We start from the raw sequence: 15,575 nt of genomic DNA, 5'->3' as shown, positions 1-15,575 counted from the left end.
GAAGCGGTTCGTTACCTGTTATAGGCCGGACAACGCGAAGTGCCACCCGCTGAAACTGACCTTGTTGGCGAAGATGCTCGCCGGCGGACAGTCCGGCCATTTGCGGCGGGCGGCCCAACGCCTTGCAATTTGCGGCGATGGGGCGTATATGAGCCTCAAATTCTTGATCGGTAGATGAAGAGTGGGCCCGTCAGGACCCGCTCTTTTTTATTAGCCGGTCCGATGAGGAGATGATCGTTTGTCCGATACGACAACGGCTGAAAATGCACATGAACCCCGCCTGATCACCGAAACCGGTCTCGACCAGCGCGTCGCCGACATCATCGAGCCGGTCATCGTGCCGATGGGTTACCAGCTCGTGCGCGTGCGCATGTCCGGCCAGAACGGCCTGACGCTGCAGATCATGGCCGAGCGCACCGACGGCACCATGACCGTTGAGGACTGCGAAGAGATCTCCAAGGCCATTTCGCCGGTGCTCGATGTGGAAGATCCGATCGACAAGGCGTATCATCTCGAAGTGTCGTCGCCGGGCATCGACCGCCCGATGGTGCGCAAGTCCGACTTCTTCCGCTGGCAGGGTCACCTGCTGAAATGCGAGACGTCGGTTCTGGTCGACGGCCGCAAGCGGTTCCGCGGCAAGATCGTTTCCGTCGATGACGACGGTTTCCGGCTCGAGCGCGACCAGGTTGCCTATGGCGAGGAGCCCGTCGTCGTGATCCCGTTCACCACGCTTTCCGAAGCGCGGCTGATCCTGACCGACGATCTGATCCGTGATGCGCTGACCGCCGACAAGAAGGCGAAGGCGGCACGCGCTGCGAATGAAAATTTCGAAGACGAAGATTCACCTATTGAGGAATAAGTCGGGCGGAGCGTGAAGCCCCCTGCAACCCAACGGAGACAAGACATGGCAGTCAGTGCTAACCGGCTCGAGCTTCTGCAGATCGCGGATGCTGTCGCGCGTGAAAAGGTGATCGACCGTGAGATCGTTCTGGCCGCGATGGCCGACGCGATCCAGAAGGCCGCCCGCTCGCGCTATGGGTCGGAATCGAACATCCGCGCCGACATCAACTCCAAGACCGGCGAAATCCGCCTGCAGCGTCTTCTGGAAGTGGTCGAGAAGGCTGACGATTACTCCACGCAGATCCCGCTCGAGCTTGCTCGCGATCGCAACCCGGATGCCAAGCTCGGCGACTTCATCGCCGATCCGCTGCCGCCGATGGATTTCGGTCGCATCGCCGCCCAGTCGGCCAAGCAGGTCATCGTGCAGAAGGTTCGTGAAGCCGAACGCGATCGCCAGTTCGACGAGTTCAAGGATCGCGTCGGCGAAATCGTCAACGGCACCGTCAAGCGCGTCGAATACGGCAACGTCATCGTCGACCTTGGCCGTGGCGAAGGCATCATCCGCCGCGACGAGATGATCCCGCGCGAAAACATGCGCTACGGCGACCGCGTCCGCGCCTTCGTCTACGACGTTCGCCGCGAACAGCGCGGCCCGCAGATCTTCCTGTCGCGTACCCATCCGCAGTTCATGGTGAAGCTCTTCACCATGGAAGTGCCTGAGATCTACGACGGCATCATCCAGATCAAGTCGGTTGCCCGTGATCCGGGTTCGCGCGCCAAGATCGCCGTTGTCTCCAACGATAGCTCGATCGATCCGGTCGGCGCCTGCGTCGGTATGCGCGGTTCGCGCGTTCAGGCCGTCGTCGGCGAACTGCAGGGCGAAAAGATCGACATCATTCCGTGGTCGCAGGACCCGGCATCGTTCATCGTCAACGCGCTGCAGCCGGCGGAAGTCGCCAAGGTCGTTCTCGACGAGGATGCAGAGCGCATCGAAGTGGTCGTTCCGGACGAGCAGCTGTCGCTCGCCATCGGTCGTCGCGGCCAGAACGTTCGCCTTGCCTCGCAGCTGACCGGCTGGGATATCGACATCCTCACCGAGCAGGAAGAGAGCGAGCGCCGCCAGAAGGAATTCACCGAGCGCACCAACCTATTCATGGACGCGCTCGACGTCGACGAAATGGTCGGTCAGGTTCTGGCTTCCGAAGGCTTTGCCGCCGTCGAGGAGCTCGCCTATGTCGATCTCGACGAAATCGCCTCGATCGACGGCTTCGACGACGAGACCGCGACCGAAATCCAGACCCGCGCCCGCGAGTTCCTGGAAAAGCTGGAAGCCGAACTGGATGCCAAGCGCAAGGAACTCGGCGTTGCCGACGAACTGCGCTCGATCGACGGCCTGACGAGCCAGATGCTCGTTGCGCTCGGCGAAGAAGGCATCAAGACGGTCGAAGACTTTGCCGGTTGCGCCGCGGACGATCTCGTCGGCTGGAGCGAACGCAAGGACGGCGAGACCAAGCGTTTCGAGGGCACCTTCTCGAAGTTCGAAGTTTCGCGCGCCGAAGCCGAAGCCATGATCGTTCAGGCCCGCCTTGCGGCTGGCTGGATCACGGAAGAGGACCTGGCAAGCGACGAGGTCGAAGGTGAAGAGCCGATCGACGTTGCCGAAGGCGCCGAGCAGGACGCTTAAGGGCGATGACCGTCTCTGATGAGGCCGACAGCCTGTCTTCGGACACCCTGCCTGTAGATGGGGGTCCGAAGGATCGCAGCGGCAGCACGCGGACCTGCATCGTCACCCGCGAAAGCGGATCGCCCGACGAGCTGATCCGCTTCGTGGCCGGGCCCGACGGTCGCGTCGTTCCGGATCTGAAGCGTCAGCTTCCGGGGCGCGGCTGCTGGGTGAAGGCCGAGCGGGCGCTGATCGAGAAGGCGGTGGCGAAGAAGTTCTTCGCCCGCGCACTCAAGGCGGACGTCAAGGCTGACGCGACGCTCGCCGACGATGTCGACCGGCTGCTCGGTGAGCAGCTGGCCGGAATGATGAACTTGGCGCGCAAGGCGGCCCAGTTCATTTCCGGCGCGACGAAGACGGAGCAGGCCGTGCGCGGTCTGGCAGCGCTTGCCGTGTTCCACGCGGCCGATGCTGCCGCCGACGGCGTGCGCAAGATAGACCAGGCCCGCAAGGCGATGAGCTTCGTGGCCGACGACGAAACGGAAATACCTTCGTTCCGTCCCTTCACCGGGGCGGAAATGGAGGGCCTTTTAGGAAGTAATGCTTTTATCCATGCCGCAGCGCTTGCAGGGCAGGCGGGTGAGGGTGTAGTGAAGCGCGCAATCATGCTCGAAAAGTACCGAGGATCCGTCCCGGTCCGGGCCGAAGGCGGCGCTGGCAAGCCACAGCAATGACCCGAGTCACCGGCACAGTCTGGCATCGCGTACATTGTTTGAGACAATTTGGAAGACAGGGTCAGGTGATACGCATCCGGCCCTGATCGCTAGGAACGGAACGGAATGACCGACAACAACGACGACAAGACAGGCAGCGCAGCAGGCAAGAAGACGCTGACCCTGAAGCCCCACGGGGTTTCGCAGGGGACCGTGCGTCAGGACATGGGCCGTGGCCGCACCAAGGCGGTCGTGGTCGAAACCAAGAAACGCCCCTTCCATCGCCCTAAGGACGAGCGCCCGATCACGCCGGTTGCCGCGGCTCCCGCCGCACGCCCGGTCGAGCAGCGTCCGGCTCAGCCGCAGCCTTCCGGCCGCCCGGCCCCGCAGCCGCAGCAGCATTCGACGCGCCAGGAAGCCAACCAGGCCAACCGGCCGCGTGTGGGTGTCGTTCTGAACCAGCTTTCAGCCGGTGAGATCGATGCACGCCGCCGTGCTCTGGCCGAAGCGCAGATCCGCGACGCCGAAGAAGCGGTCATCCGCGCCGAGAACGAAGCGCGCCGCAAGCGCGAGGAAGAAGCCCGTCTCCTTCAGGAGAAGGAAGAAGCTGCACGCCGCGCCGCTGAAGAAGCCGCCCGTCCGGCAGTCGAGCCCGAAGCAAAGGTCGAAGAGGTTGTCGAAGAGCGCCCCGCGGCAGCTCGCGCACCCGCTTCCACCGAGCGTCGCGCCGACGGCCGCCCGCAGGCTGCACGGCCTGCGGAAGCTGCAACTGGACTTCCGACCCCGGCTCCGACCGGCGCTCTGCGCGGCCGCAAGGTCGACAACGAGAAGGATGAGGATCGTGGTCCGCGTCCTGGCGCAGGTCCGGTTCGCGGCAAGGTCGTGCGTCCGGAGCCGGCAAAGGTTCCGGCCCGCCCGAAGGGTGACGATGGTCGCCGCCAGGGCAAGCTGACGCTGAGCACCGCGGGCGATGAGGATGCCGGCCAGCGCGCTCGCTCGCTGTCGGCCATGCGTCGTCGCCAGGAGAAGTTCAAGCGCAGCCAGATGCAGGAAACCCGCGAGAAGATTTCTCGCGAAGTCATCCTGCCCGAAACCATCACCATTCAGGAACTGTCGCAGCGCATGTCTGAACGCGCCGTCGATGTCATCAAGTACCTGATGAAGGAAGGTCAGATGATGAAGCCCGGCGATCTGATCGACGCCGATCTGGCTGAACTCATCGCTGGCGAATTCGGCCACACGGTCAAGCGCGTTTCGGAATCCGACGTCGAGGAAGGCATCTTCAACGTTTCGGACTCGGACGAAGAAATGGAGCCGCGTCCGCCGATCGTTACGATCATGGGTCACGTCGACCACGGCAAGACCTCGCTGCTCGACGCCATCCGTCATGCCAACGTGGTTGCCGGCGAAGCGGGTGGTATCACCCAGCATATCGGCGCCTACCAGGTCGAGCAGAACGGCAACAAGATCACCTTCATCGACACCCCCGGCCACGCGGCGTTCACCGCCATGCGTGCCCGTGGTGCCCAGGCGACCGACATCGCGATCCTGGTGGTTGCGGCTGACGACAGCGTGATGCCGCAGACGATCGAATCGATCAACCACGCCAAGGCGGCGGGTGTTCCGATCATCGTGGCGATCAACAAGGTCGACAAGCCGACGGCAAACCCGCAGAAGGTTCGCACCGAACTGCTGCAGCACGAAGTCTTCGTCGAATCCATGGGCGGTGAAGTTCTCGACGTGGAAGTCTCCGCGAAGAACGGCACCAACCTCGACAAGCTGCTGGAAGCGATCCTGCTCCAGGCGGAAATCCTCGACCTGCGCGCCAATCCGAACCGGACGGCCGAAGGTACGGTGGTCGAAGCCGAGCTTGACCGTGGCCGTGGTGCGGTTGCGACCGTGCTCGTTCAGAAGGGCACGCTGCGTCCGGGCCAGATCATCGTCGCCGGTGATCAGTGGGGCCGTGTGCGCGCGCTCGTCAACGACAAGGGCGAACACGTCAAGGAAGCTGGCCCGTCGATGCCGGTCGAGGTTCTCGGCCTGTCGGGTACGCCGGCTGCCGGTGACAAGTTCGCCGTCGTCGAAAACGAAAGCCGTGCTCGCGAGATCTCCGAATACCGCCAGCGTCTCGCCCGCGAGAAGCAGGTTGCCCGTCAGTCCGGCTCGCGCGGTTCGCTCGAGCAGATGATGACCCAGCTCCAGACCTCCGGTCTCAAGGAGTTCCCGCTGGTCATCAAGGGCGACGTGCAGGGCTCGATCGAAGCGATCGCCGGTGCTCTCGAAAAGCTCGGAACCGACGAAGTGCGTGCACGCATCGTGCATTCGGGTGCCGGTGGTATCACCGAGTCCGATATCTCGCTCGCCGAGGCATCGAACGCCGCGATCATCGGCTTCAACGTCCGCGCCAACTCGCAGGCCCGTTCGGCCGCCGAGCGTGCCGGCATCGAGATCCGCTACTACAACATCATCTACGATCTGGTGGATGACGTGAAGGCGGCGATGTCGGGTCTGCTCTCGCCGGAGCGTCGCGAAACCTTCCTCGGCAACGCCGAGATCCTGGAGGTGTTCAACATCACCAAGGTCGGCAAGGTCGCGGGTTGCCGCGTCACCGAAGGCAAGGTCGAGCGTGGCGTCGGCGTCCGTCTGGTTCGCGACAACGTCGTTATCCACGAAGGCAAGCTCAAGACCCTCAAGCGCTTCAAGGACGAAGTCTCTGAAGTCAACGTCGGTCAGGAATGCGGCATGGCCTTCGAGAACTACGAAGACATCCGCGCCGGCGATACGATCGAGTGCTTCCGCGTCGAGCATATCACCCGGACGCTCTAATGGGGGCTGAAAGCCCGGCAAATCTGCACAACGGCGGCCTTGGCCGCTGTTGTGTCGTTTTGGCGGACGCCGGCTTTCGCGGAAGTCTGCGACAAGATCTATCCCGGATGGGATGGGCAGAATTTCTCGGTTTTCAACGAGGTGGCCGCTTTCCTGACCAATTGGGTCGGCCTGGCGGCGCTTTTCTGTCTGTTTATCGGTTCAGTGGTTTTGCGCCTTCGGGCGCTGCTTTGGGTCGGGAGTCTTCTCGGCGGCCTCCTCCTGATGATGGCCATCACATCCTGGGGAGATGCCGAGCACCAGGTATGGCAGTCGGCTATCAATGAGGGTTGCGCTCATCCGCAGTTCGAACTGATCCATCTGCTGTCCGCGCTCGTGTTGACCGCTACGGGCGTCTTTCTGGGGCTGCGTCAAAGAAAGCGGGCGCAGGCAATCAGGGCTACCCGTGGCTGAGGCAGGGACGCTATATTACGCTTAAGAATAAAACGGATTGCCGCCCCGGGCGGGCGCAATACCTTGGAAAGCCAACGACCATGACCAAAGCCACATCCTCTGCCCCTTCCCAGCGCATGCTGCGTGTCGGTGAACAGGTGCGTGCAGCGATCACGCAGGTTCTGCAGCGCGGCGAAGTTCGCGATCCCGTGATCGAAAAGACCGTCATCGCGATCTCGGAAGTGCGCATGTCGCCGGATCTGAAGATCGCCACCGCCTACGTGACCCCGCTCGGCGTACCCAACCATGACGAAGTCATCGACGCGCTGAACCGCAACGCCAAGTACATTCGCGGCCGCCTCGGCCCGCAGCTTCGGCAGATGAAATACATGCCCGACGTTCGTTTCCGCGACGATACGAGCTTCGACAACTACAAGAAGATCGATGAACTCCTGCGTTCGCCGGAAGTCAGCCGCGATCTCGACCAGACCGAAGACGAAGAATAGTAGATTTCATGTCCAAACCGCGTAAGCCCAAGGGCCGCCCGATCTCGGGCTGGCTGATCCTCGACAAGCCGCTCGACTTCGGCTCCACCGAAGCCGTCTCGAAGATCAAGTGGCTGTTCAAGGCCCAGAAGGCCGGCCACGCCGGCACCCTCGATCCGCTCGCCTCAGGCATGCTGCCGATTGCGCTTGGCGATGCGACGAAGACCGTCCCTTACGTGATGGATGGACGCAAGATCTACGAATTCACCGTCGCCTGGGGCGAGGAGCGCTCCACGGACGACCTCGAAGGTGAGGTCACCCATTCCTCGGCCGAGCGGCCGAACGAAGAGGCGATCCGCGCGCTTCTGCCGAAATATACCGGCGTCATCAGCCAGGTCCCGCCGCAGTTCTCGGCGATCAAGATCGATGGCGAGCGCGCCTATGATCTCGCCCGCGACGGCGAGACGGTCGAGATCCCGGCCCGCGAGGTCGAGGTCCACCGGCTGACGCTGCTGGGGGCTGCACCCAATCTCGCCCATTTCGAAATCGAATGCGGCAAGGGCACCTATGTGCGCTCGCTCGCCCGCGACATGGGCCGCGATCTCGGGTGTTTCGGTCACATCGCGTCGCTGCGCCGTACCTTCGTCGCCCCTTTCGGGGAAGAGGACATGGTGCCGCTTGCCGACCTGGTGGCTTTGGAAAAGATCGAGGACGACCAGGAACGTCTGGCGGCACTCGACGCCTATCTGATCGAGACCGGCGAAGCGCTTTCCAGCCTGCCGCACGTGCCTGTCAACGACGACCAGGCGCACCGTCTCAGAATGGGCAATCCCATCATCCTGCGCGGCCGCGACGCACCGCTGGCGACGCCCGAGGCCTATGCCACGGCGCGCGGCAAGCTGGTCGCTATCGGTGAGATCGCTGAGGGTGAATTCCGTCCCAAGCGTGTCTTCGCCGGAAGCTAAGCGCCCGGAACCATTTGCCTTTGCTTCATCCTTGACGCATGATCCCGGCATGGGTTCCCAGTCCATCCGAGGTGATTCCGTTTCCCTATCGCGTTTCGTTGCCGTTTGGCGGTTGCGCCATTTGCGGCGACGTGCGCCCAAGGCGTTGATGCCGCCAGGGAACGGAAAGGGACGTTGCAGGTGACCGGTGTGACGGAGGAAGGAAAACGCAGGGCAAGCAATGGCCTGGCGGCGATGGTCGATCGCGCCCGCCATGGGCTGACCCGCCCGTTCAGTTTCTATCTGACGTCGTTGCTGCTGGTCGCCATCGTTCCGGCCTTCATCTTTTCGCTCGTCGTGCTGAAGCGCAGCGTCGACGCGCAGGAGCAGGTTATCACCTCGCTGCTGCAGGCCTCGACCGGATCGGTGACGCGCATCGTCGAGCGCGATATCGAGGGGATGCTGACGACGCTGAAGGTGCTGTCGACCTCGCGGGCGATCGAGGACCCCAATTTGCAGGCCTTTTACGAGAGAGCCTCGACAGCGCTGGCCCAGACCGATTCCTACCTGATCGTCATCGATCGCAAGCACGAGCAGCGGCTCAACACCCGCGTTCCCTTCGGCACGCAGCTCGGCAAGGGATCCGACCCGGACTCCATCGAGCGCGCCTTCACCAACAACGGCGCGCCGCTCGTCTCCAATGTCTTCTTCGGCAAGACCGCCGGAAAATGGGTGTTCAACGTCTATCTGCCGGCCAAACTCTCGACCGGTGAGGAATACCTGCTGGCCTTGACGCAAAACGCCGAGAACATGGCCAAGGCCGTCAACCGTGATACGCTGTCGCCCGGCTGGAACGCGGCCCTCGTCGACGGCGCGGGAAAGGTCATCATCTCCTCGGATGCGGCGGTCAAGGCCGGCAAGCCGTTCTTTCTCGACAAGGTTCCAGCGATCAGCATCGGCGTTCGCAACATCAAGGAGAACGGCACGGAATATCGGGTGGCGACCGAATTCTCTGTCATCACCGGCTGGCGGATCATCGCCTGGGCGCCGCGCTCGATCGTCGATGCGCCCGCCGTCTGGTCGTTCCTGTGGCTTTCGCTCGGCGGCATCATCTTTGCCGGCATCGCGATCGCCGGTTCGCTGGCCATCGCGCGGCTCCTGTCGCAGGGTGTGAAGCTCGTGGCGCAGGATGCGCGCCGCCTTGGCGCCGGCGAGCGGATCGAGCCGCGCCCGCACATGATCGCCGAGGTCGAGCAGGTCTCAGCGGCACTGGCGCGGGCGGCAGCCGCACGCACCAAGGCGGAGAGCGAAATCCGGTTCCTGATGCGCGAGGTGGCGCACCGCTCGAAGAACCAGCTGACGGTGATCCAGTCGATGTTGAACCAGTCGGTCTATTCGGCCGAGAGCGCCGCCGATTTCGCCGACAGTTTCCGCAAGCGCATCGCCGGGCTCGCCCGCTCCACCGACCTGATGATCGCCAATGCCGCCCAAGGGGTGGATTTCCGGGAACTGGCCCAGAACCAGCTGCAGCCGTTCACGCCTGACGATCCGAGGCGGGTGATCCTGTCCGGTCCGCCTTTGCGGCTCGAAACCCAGATCGCCCAGACGCTCGGCATGGCGCTGCACGAGCTCGCGACCAATGCCACCAAATACGGCGCGCTCGCCAATACCACCGGCGTCGTCAAGCTGAGCTGGTCGCTGGAGGATGAGGGCATCGCCATTCGCTGGCGGGAGGAGGGGGCCGATCTCGCGGGCAAGCCGTCAGACCCGATCCGCAAGGGTTTTGGCACGCTCGTGCTCGAACGCATGCTCGGCATGGCCCTGAATGCGGTGCTGGAGCGGACGATGCATGCCGACGGTATCGAGTGGCGGATCACCGTGCCGCGACAGGCCGGCGAAGACGACGCGCCATGACCGGCCGCCGGCGGGTTTTCTCCACCGATCCGAGCCGCACAGCTGCCGATCGCGGCCGGATAAAATCGCCCCCGATGAAGCGGTGCCCGACCGGATATTGAGGCCATCCGCCGGCCTTCGCGAGCGCCGGTCCATGACCCTTTCCTTTTTCATCCAATTCGTTTATAGGCACGCCAGCAAAAGGCTAAATGCCCGTTGCATTCACGGCCGCAGCTGGACGACATCCCGGCTGACGGCGTCCCTAAATCCTCGAAATCGAAAGGATCATCCGATGTCGATTGCTGCAGAGCGTAAGGCTCAGCTCATCAAGGAATTTGCAACCGTTGAAGGCGACACCGGCTCTCCGGAAGTCCAGGTTGCTATCCTGACGGAACGGATCAACAACCTGACCGAACACTTCAAGGGCCACAAGAAGGATAACCATTCCCGCCGTGGTCTGCTCGCGATGGTTTCCAGCCGTCGTTCGCTCCTCGACTATCTGAAGAAGAAAGACGAAGCGCGCTACACCAAGCTGATCGGTGCCCTGGGCATCCGTCGCTAAGCGACTTATCCGGCGGGTCTTTGCGGCCCGCCGGCTTTTTTATGGAGCGTTGAACGCTCGACGATTAAACTCTCCAGCCGCATAGGAAACGTGGCTAAACGAGAGCGTCCAGCGAGCCGGATGGGCCGGTATCGCGGATCAACCGATGGCCCGTCATGGGGCAGGATTGCAGGATGCTTCGGCCCCTGCTTGCCGGAAACGCCGCTTCAAAGCGGGTGGACGGGCAAAGCGGAAACCAGCCGATTAAAGCGTGAAGCCTCCCGTTGTCTTGCCCGTGATGCGCCATTTCATGCGGCCCTTCGACCGCCCGCGCTGCAACAGCCGCGGAGAGGTCCGCCGCACACGAAGGACAGAACATGTTCGATACCCACAAGGTTGAAATCGAATGGGCTGGGCGTCCGCTCAAGCTCGAAACCGGCAAGGTCGCCCGTCAGGCTGACGGCGCCGTTCTCGCCACCTACGGCGAAACCGTCGTTCTCGCCACCGTCGTTTCGGCCAAGGCGCCGAAGCCGGGCCAGGACTTCTTCCCGCTGACCGTCAACTACCAGGAAAAGACCTACGCCGCCGGCAAGATCCCGGGTGGCTACTTCAAGCGCGAAGGCCGTCCGAGCGAAAACGAAACACTTGTTTCGCGCCTGATCGACCGCCCGATCCGCCCGCTGTTCCCCGAGGGCTACAAGAACGACACCCAGGTCGTCGTCACGGTCATGCAGCATGACCTCGAAAACAACCCCGACGTCCTGTCGATGGTTGCCGCTTCTGCTGCGCTGACGCTGTCGGGTGTCCCGTTCATGGGCCCGATCGGCGGCGCGCGCGTCGGCTACATCAACGGCCAGTACGTGCTGAACCCGCATCTCGACGAGATGGACGAATCGACCCTCGACCTCGTCGTCGCCGGCACCCAGGAAGCGGTGCTGATGGTTGAATCGGAAGCCAAGGAACTGGCGGAAGACGTCATGCTCGGCGCCGTCGTATTCGGCCAGAAGGGTTTCCAGCCGGTCATCGACGCAATCATCAAGCTCGCTGAAGTTGCCGCCAAGGAGCCGCGCGACTTCCAGCCGGAAGATCATTCCGCGCTCGAAGCCGAAATGCTCGGCATGGCCGAAGCCGAACTGCGCGATGCCTACAAGATCACCGAGAAGGCTGCCCGCTACGCTGCCGTCGACGCCGTCAAGGCAAAGGTGAAGGCACACTTCTTCCCGGAAGGCGCCGAGCCGAAGCACACTGCCGAAGTCATCGGCGCCGTCTTCAAGCACCTGCAGGCCAAGATCGTTCGCTGGAACATCCTCGACACCAAGAGCCGCATCGACGGCCGCGATCTCGAAACCGTTCGGGCGATCGTTTCGGAAGTCGGCCTTCTGCCGCGTACCCACGGTTCGGCCCTGTTCACCCGCGGTGAGACGCAGGCGATCGTCGTTGCCACGCTCGGCACCGGCGAAGACGAACAGTACGTCGACAGCCTGACCGGCATGTACAAAGAACGCTTCATGCTGCACTACAACTTCCCGCCCTACTCGGTCGGCGAAACCGGTCGCATGGGCTCCCCGGGCCGTCGCGAAATCGGTCACGGCAAGCTCGCCTGGCGCGCTATCCGCCCGATGCTGCCGGAAGCCGAGCAGTTCCCCTACACGCTGCGCGTCGTTTCCGAGATCACCGAGTCGAACGGCTCGTCCTCGATGGCTACCGTCTGCGGCACCTCGCTCGCCCTCATGGACGCTGGCGTTCCGCTTGCAAAGCCGGTTGCCGGTATCGCCATGGGCCTGATCAAGGAAGATGAGCGCTTCGCCGTTCTCTCCGACATCCTCGGCGACGAAGACCACCTCGGCGACATGGACTTCAAGGTCGCTGGTACCGACGCCGGTATCACCTCGCTCCAGATGGACATCAAGATCGAGGGCATCACCGAAGAGATCATGGGCATCGCGCTCAACCAGGCCAAGGGCGGCCGTCTCCACATCCTCGGCGAAATGGCCAAGGCCATCTCCGAAAGCCGTGGCCAGCTCGGCGAATTCGCCCCGCGCATCGAAGTCATGAACATCCCGGTCGACAAGATCCGCGAAGTCATCGGTTCGGGCGGCAAGGTCATCCGCGAAATCGTCGAAAAGACCGGCGCCAAGATCAACATCGAAGACGACGGCACCGTGAAGATCGCCTCCTCGTCCGGCAAGGAAATCGAAGCGGCCCGCAAGTGGATCCACTCGATCGTCGCCGAGCCGGAAGTCGGCCAGATCTACGAAGGCACCGTTGTGAAGACCGCCGACTTCGGCGCTTTCGTCAACTTCTTCGGCGCCCGTGACGGCCTCGTCCACATCTCGCAGCTCGCTTCCGAGCGCGTCGCCAAGACGACCGATGTCGTCAAGGAAGGCGACAAGGTCTGGGTCAAGCTCATGGGCTTCGACGAGCGCGGCAAGGTTCGCCTGTCGATGAAGGTCGTCGACCAGGCCACCGGCAAGGAAATTGCTGCCGAGAAGTCCGAGAAGAAGGGCGACGGCGAAGCCGCTGAATAAGCGCGCTTCACCCGAATGCATTCGGGGCGCGGGGCGGTTCGCTCCGCGCCCCTTTCTTGTAAGAAGATGACGGATAGACCGATGAGCCGAGATTCGTTGAAGACCCTGTTTTACCCGTTCGACAGCGGCGTGATCGACCCGCCGGGCGCGGGCGAGCGCGTGCTGTTCCTTGGCGCGGAAGCGGGCTACAGGCTGCCCCAAGGCTTCGAGGCGTCGATCTCTGCCGTGCAGCCGCTGCGGCCGCTCTATCGCGCCCTGGAGGCCGCCCGTGCCGACGTGGCGCCTGAAATCACCGGCGAGGACTACGACGTCACGCTGATCCTGTGCGGCAAGCACAAGGGCGAGAACGAAGACCGGATCGCCGAGGCGCTGAAGCGCACGCGCGAAGGCGGCCTGATCGTCGTTGCCGGCGGTAAGGAAGATGGCATCCAGTCGCTGAAGAAGCGCATCGCCAAGTTCGAATGGGACGGCGACCATCTGCCGAAATACCACGGCGTCGCCTTCTGGTTCACCCGTCCAGAAGATGTCACCGACGCCGTACAAAAGCTCGCCAAGGTGCCGGTGCGCGTCGATGGCCTGTTCGAGGCATCGCCCGGCATGTTCTCGCATGACCGTATCGATGCCGGCTCCGAACTACTGGCCTCGCGTTTGCCGATCGATTTCCACGGTCATGCCGCCGATTTCGGCGCCGGTTGGGGCTATCTCGCAGCCAAGCTCGCAGAAGCGTCGCCGGGCACCAAGGGGGTCGATCTCTTCGAGGCCGATCACGAGGCGCTCGAGGCGGCCCGCGTCAACATGATGGCGAACGCGCCGCGCATGCCGGCGCGCTTCTACTGGTTCGACCTGACGAGCGAAGAGCCGCGCGACAAGTACGACCTCATCGTCATGAACCCGCCCTTCCATGAGGGCCACGCGGCTGAGCCGGCGCTCGGCGTCGCCATCATCAAGACGGCGCTGAAGGCGCTGAAGCAGGGTGGCAAGCTGATGATGGTCGCCAATCGCGGCCTGCCCTACGAGCAGGTTCTGGCCGAAAATTCCAAGGAATATGGCGAGACCTGCCGCAACGCCCGTTTCAAGGTGCTCTGGGCCAAGCGCTAGGCCCAGTAGGGTCCATTTTGCACGAACCGAGAATGGAAAAGCCGGGCGAATGAACCGGCTTTTTTGCATCTGGCCGCACGCCAGACTTTGCCCGTTGCCTTCGCCGCAGATCCGGCTCACCATGTGCCCGGTTTTGCTGCCGGAGGATGAGATCCATGACGTCGGGAGTGAACAGGCCGCCCTTGAGCGAGGATGCGGCCGAAGCTATCGCCAAGGACATCAAGCAGGGCGAGGGACATGGCGCGACCTCCGAGGTGCCCATGTCGTTCCTGCAGAGCCTCTACCGTTCGCCGCTTGACCCCGCACGCCGAACCCATACGGGCTTCGTCGTCGCGGCGGTCATCGTGGCCTTGCTCGTGCTCTTCATCCTGGTTTGAGGCAGCCGGCAGGAAGCAGGCGGACCGGGTCCGTCAGCGGCGGCTTCCCTTGACGATCAACAGCCCAGCGAGGACGGCGCAGAGCAGGCCGAGAGACAGCGGCAGGCCGTGGTGTCCGGTCACTTGCATGGCAAGTCCCGTTGCCGGTGAGCCGACCATACCGCCAAGGCCCCAGGCAAAGGCAAAGGCGGCGTTGCCGGCGATCAGCGCCTGGCCGTTGAAGCGCTCGCCGAGCTGGATCAGCGACAGGGTATAGATCCCGAACGTCACCCCACCCCAGACAAAAACGAGCGGCCAGATGAGCCAGCTGTCGAACAGCCATGGCAGCAGAAGGCATCCGGCCAGGGATGAAAGCACGCAGAACAGCATGGTCCGCCTCGATCCCCTGCGTTCGGAGAGCCGTCCGAGCAGGACCTGCAGCGACGCATTGCCGGCAATGAAGCAGGTGATGAGCGGTTCGACGCGCGCTTCGTCGCTGCCAAGCGCTGCGCCATAGACCGCAAGCAGCGAAAGCAGGGTCTGCTCGAAGGCCGCAGCCGTCGCGACCGCAAACAGCAGCAACGGCGCCAGCGCGAAAAAGCCGGCGACCGAAGTCGCCTCCCCATGCTGCGGCATCTCCGGCAGGCGCGACACCAGGGCAAGCAGGATCAGGCCGCAGGCGAGGAAAGCCACGATGCCGATCAGGAATGGCGACCAGCCGGCCGTTCCGACCATCCCCAGTGACAGCGGCCCGATGGCGAAGCCGGCCGAGACGACGGAGGAATAGAGACCCATGATCCGGCCGCGGCGCGACGCGGGCGTAATCGCCACCAGCCAGGTCTCGCTGATCACGGATAGCGGATTGGCGAAGACGCCCAGCAGAAAGCGCAGAGGCATCCAGGCCCAGACGTCGGCGGTCCAGGCAATGGCGGCAAGCGTGGTGGCGGCCAGCACCGAACACAGGACCGCGAGCCGGGCACCGCCCAGCCGCCGTGAAAGCATCGGGATCAGAGGCGCCGACAGGATGAACCCAAGCGGCGTCATGGCCGCCGACAGGCCGATGAGGGCAGGTTCCGTCCGCTGCCGCTCCAGGATGAAGCTGAGCAGCGGATAGGTGAGCCCCTGCGCCACCGCAAACACGGTGACCGTCGCGATGATGCCCGCCATCGCCGCCCATGGGGCCCGATCTTCCCGGAGCGTTGTGATCGCCTCGCCAAGGGTCGGCGCCGGTGGTGGCTGCTGGTCCGATGTCATTG

At 63.5% G+C, this 15,575-nt stretch carries 13 protein-coding genes; 12 read left to right on the top strand and 1 reads right to left on the bottom strand.

Translation table 11 applies throughout. The annotated features are described in order from the left end of the window. Window positions 1–238 precede the first annotated feature (238 nt). The 12 genes from rimP (at window position 239) to OKW20_RS06635 (ending at window position 14,340) form a co-directional block, all read left to right on the top strand. Window positions 239–859 (top strand): ribosome maturation factor RimP, encoded by a 621-nt coding sequence (gene rimP, locus OKW20_RS06690; RefSeq protein WP_043611825.1) that lies wholly within the window; start codon window positions 239–241, stop codon window positions 857–859. Window positions 860–904: 45 nt separating this feature from the next. After that, window positions 905–2,524, top strand: coding sequence for a transcription termination factor NusA (gene nusA / locus OKW20_RS06685; protein ID WP_192448181.1), 1,620 nt, complete (start codon window positions 905–907; stop codon window positions 2,522–2,524). A gap of 5 nt (window positions 2,525–2,529) precedes the next feature. Then, the gene (locus tag OKW20_RS06680) at window positions 2,530–3,237 is read left to right on the top strand and encodes an RNA-binding protein (protein WP_429171000.1); all 708 of its coding nucleotides are present in this window, start codon (window positions 2,530–2,532) and stop codon (window positions 3,235–3,237) included. 105 nt (window positions 3,238–3,342) lie between these two features. Next, entirely contained in the window at window positions 3,343–6,042 is a 2,700-nt protein-coding gene (infB, locus tag OKW20_RS06675; protein WP_043611832.1) for a translation initiation factor IF-2, read from the top strand. A gap of 39 nt (window positions 6,043–6,081) precedes the next feature. Next, complete coding sequence (locus OKW20_RS06670; RefSeq protein WP_429170998.1) at window positions 6,082–6,495, top strand: hypothetical protein; 414 nt, start codon at window positions 6,082–6,084, stop codon at window positions 6,493–6,495. An 80-nt stretch (window positions 6,496–6,575) separates the two neighbouring features. Further along, window positions 6,576–6,980 (top strand): 30S ribosome-binding factor RbfA, encoded by a 405-nt coding sequence (gene rbfA / locus OKW20_RS06665; protein ID WP_043611838.1) that lies wholly within the window; start codon window positions 6,576–6,578, stop codon window positions 6,978–6,980. A gap of 8 nt (window positions 6,981–6,988) precedes the next feature. Continuing rightward, window positions 6,989–7,924 carry a tRNA pseudouridine(55) synthase TruB gene (gene truB, locus OKW20_RS06660; RefSeq protein ID WP_034804752.1) on the top strand — a complete coding sequence of 312 codons (936 nt, stop codon included), beginning with the start codon at window positions 6,989–6,991 and terminating at the stop codon, window positions 7,922–7,924. Window positions 7,925–8,104: 180 nt separating this feature from the next. Continuing rightward, window positions 8,105–9,817, top strand: coding sequence for a sensor histidine kinase (locus tag OKW20_RS06655; RefSeq protein WP_429170996.1), 1,713 nt, complete (start codon window positions 8,105–8,107; stop codon window positions 9,815–9,817). 271 nt (window positions 9,818–10,088) lie between these two features. Further along, window positions 10,089–10,358 carry a 30S ribosomal protein S15 gene (gene rpsO, locus OKW20_RS06650; RefSeq protein ID WP_029742369.1) on the top strand — a complete coding sequence of 90 codons (270 nt, stop codon included), beginning with the start codon at window positions 10,089–10,091 and terminating at the stop codon, window positions 10,356–10,358. Between the two features lie 356 nt (window positions 10,359–10,714). Further along, entirely contained in the window at window positions 10,715–12,865 is a 2,151-nt protein-coding gene (gene pnp / locus OKW20_RS06645; protein WP_043611841.1) for a polyribonucleotide nucleotidyltransferase, read from the top strand. Window positions 12,866–12,946: 81 nt separating this feature from the next. Further along, window positions 12,947–13,963 carry a class I SAM-dependent methyltransferase gene (locus tag OKW20_RS06640; RefSeq protein ID WP_043611843.1) on the top strand — a complete coding sequence of 339 codons (1,017 nt, stop codon included), beginning with the start codon at window positions 12,947–12,949 and terminating at the stop codon, window positions 13,961–13,963. Between the two features lie 155 nt (window positions 13,964–14,118). After that, window positions 14,119–14,340, top strand: a complete 222-nt coding sequence (locus OKW20_RS06635) for a hypothetical protein (RefSeq protein ID WP_043611846.1) — start codon at window positions 14,119–14,121, stop codon at window positions 14,338–14,340. A 33-nt stretch (window positions 14,341–14,373) separates the two neighbouring features. Here the strand turns inward: OKW20_RS06635 and OKW20_RS06630 are convergent, their stop codons facing one another. Beyond that, on the bottom strand, window positions 14,374–15,486 hold the full coding sequence (locus tag OKW20_RS06630) for an MFS transporter (RefSeq protein WP_429171170.1): 1,113 nt from the start codon (window positions 15,484–15,486) through the stop codon (window positions 14,374–14,376). Between the last annotated feature and the right edge of the window lie 89 nt (window positions 15,487–15,575).

The sequence above is a fragment of the Ensifer sp. LBL genome, assembly GCF_050435225.1.
Classification (GTDB): domain Bacteria; phylum Pseudomonadota; class Alphaproteobacteria; order Rhizobiales; family Rhizobiaceae; genus Ensifer.
Note: the sequence above shows the minus strand (reverse complement) of the source record. Positions and strands in the feature narration are given on the sequence as shown.

Excerpts from the sequence above, each read along its gene's own strand:
- OKW20_RS06635 (WP_043611846.1), top strand. The coding sequence starts at position 14,119 with ATGACGTCGGGAGTGAACAGGCCGCCCTTGAGCGAGGATGCGGCCGAA.
- rpsO (WP_029742369.1), top strand. The coding sequence starts at position 10,089 with ATGTCGATTGCTGCAGAGCGTAAGGCTCAGCTCATCAAGGAATTTGCA.
- OKW20_RS06630 (WP_429171170.1), bottom strand. The coding sequence starts at position 15,486 with ATGGCGGGCATCATCGCGACGGTCACCGTGTTTGCGGTGGCGCAGGGG.
- OKW20_RS06640 (WP_043611843.1), top strand. The coding sequence starts at position 12,947 with ATGAGCCGAGATTCGTTGAAGACCCTGTTTTACCCGTTCGACAGCGGC.
- infB (WP_043611832.1), top strand. The coding sequence starts at position 3,343 with ATGACCGACAACAACGACGACAAGACAGGCAGCGCAGCAGGCAAGAAG.
- OKW20_RS06680 (WP_429171000.1), top strand. The coding sequence starts at position 2,530 with ATGACCGTCTCTGATGAGGCCGACAGCCTGTCTTCGGACACCCTGCCT.
- truB (WP_034804752.1), top strand. The coding sequence starts at position 6,989 with ATGTCCAAACCGCGTAAGCCCAAGGGCCGCCCGATCTCGGGCTGGCTG.
- rbfA (WP_043611838.1), top strand. The coding sequence starts at position 6,576 with ATGACCAAAGCCACATCCTCTGCCCCTTCCCAGCGCATGCTGCGTGTC.
- pnp (WP_043611841.1), top strand. The coding sequence starts at position 10,715 with ATGTTCGATACCCACAAGGTTGAAATCGAATGGGCTGGGCGTCCGCTC.
- nusA (WP_192448181.1), top strand. The coding sequence starts at position 905 with ATGGCAGTCAGTGCTAACCGGCTCGAGCTTCTGCAGATCGCGGATGCT.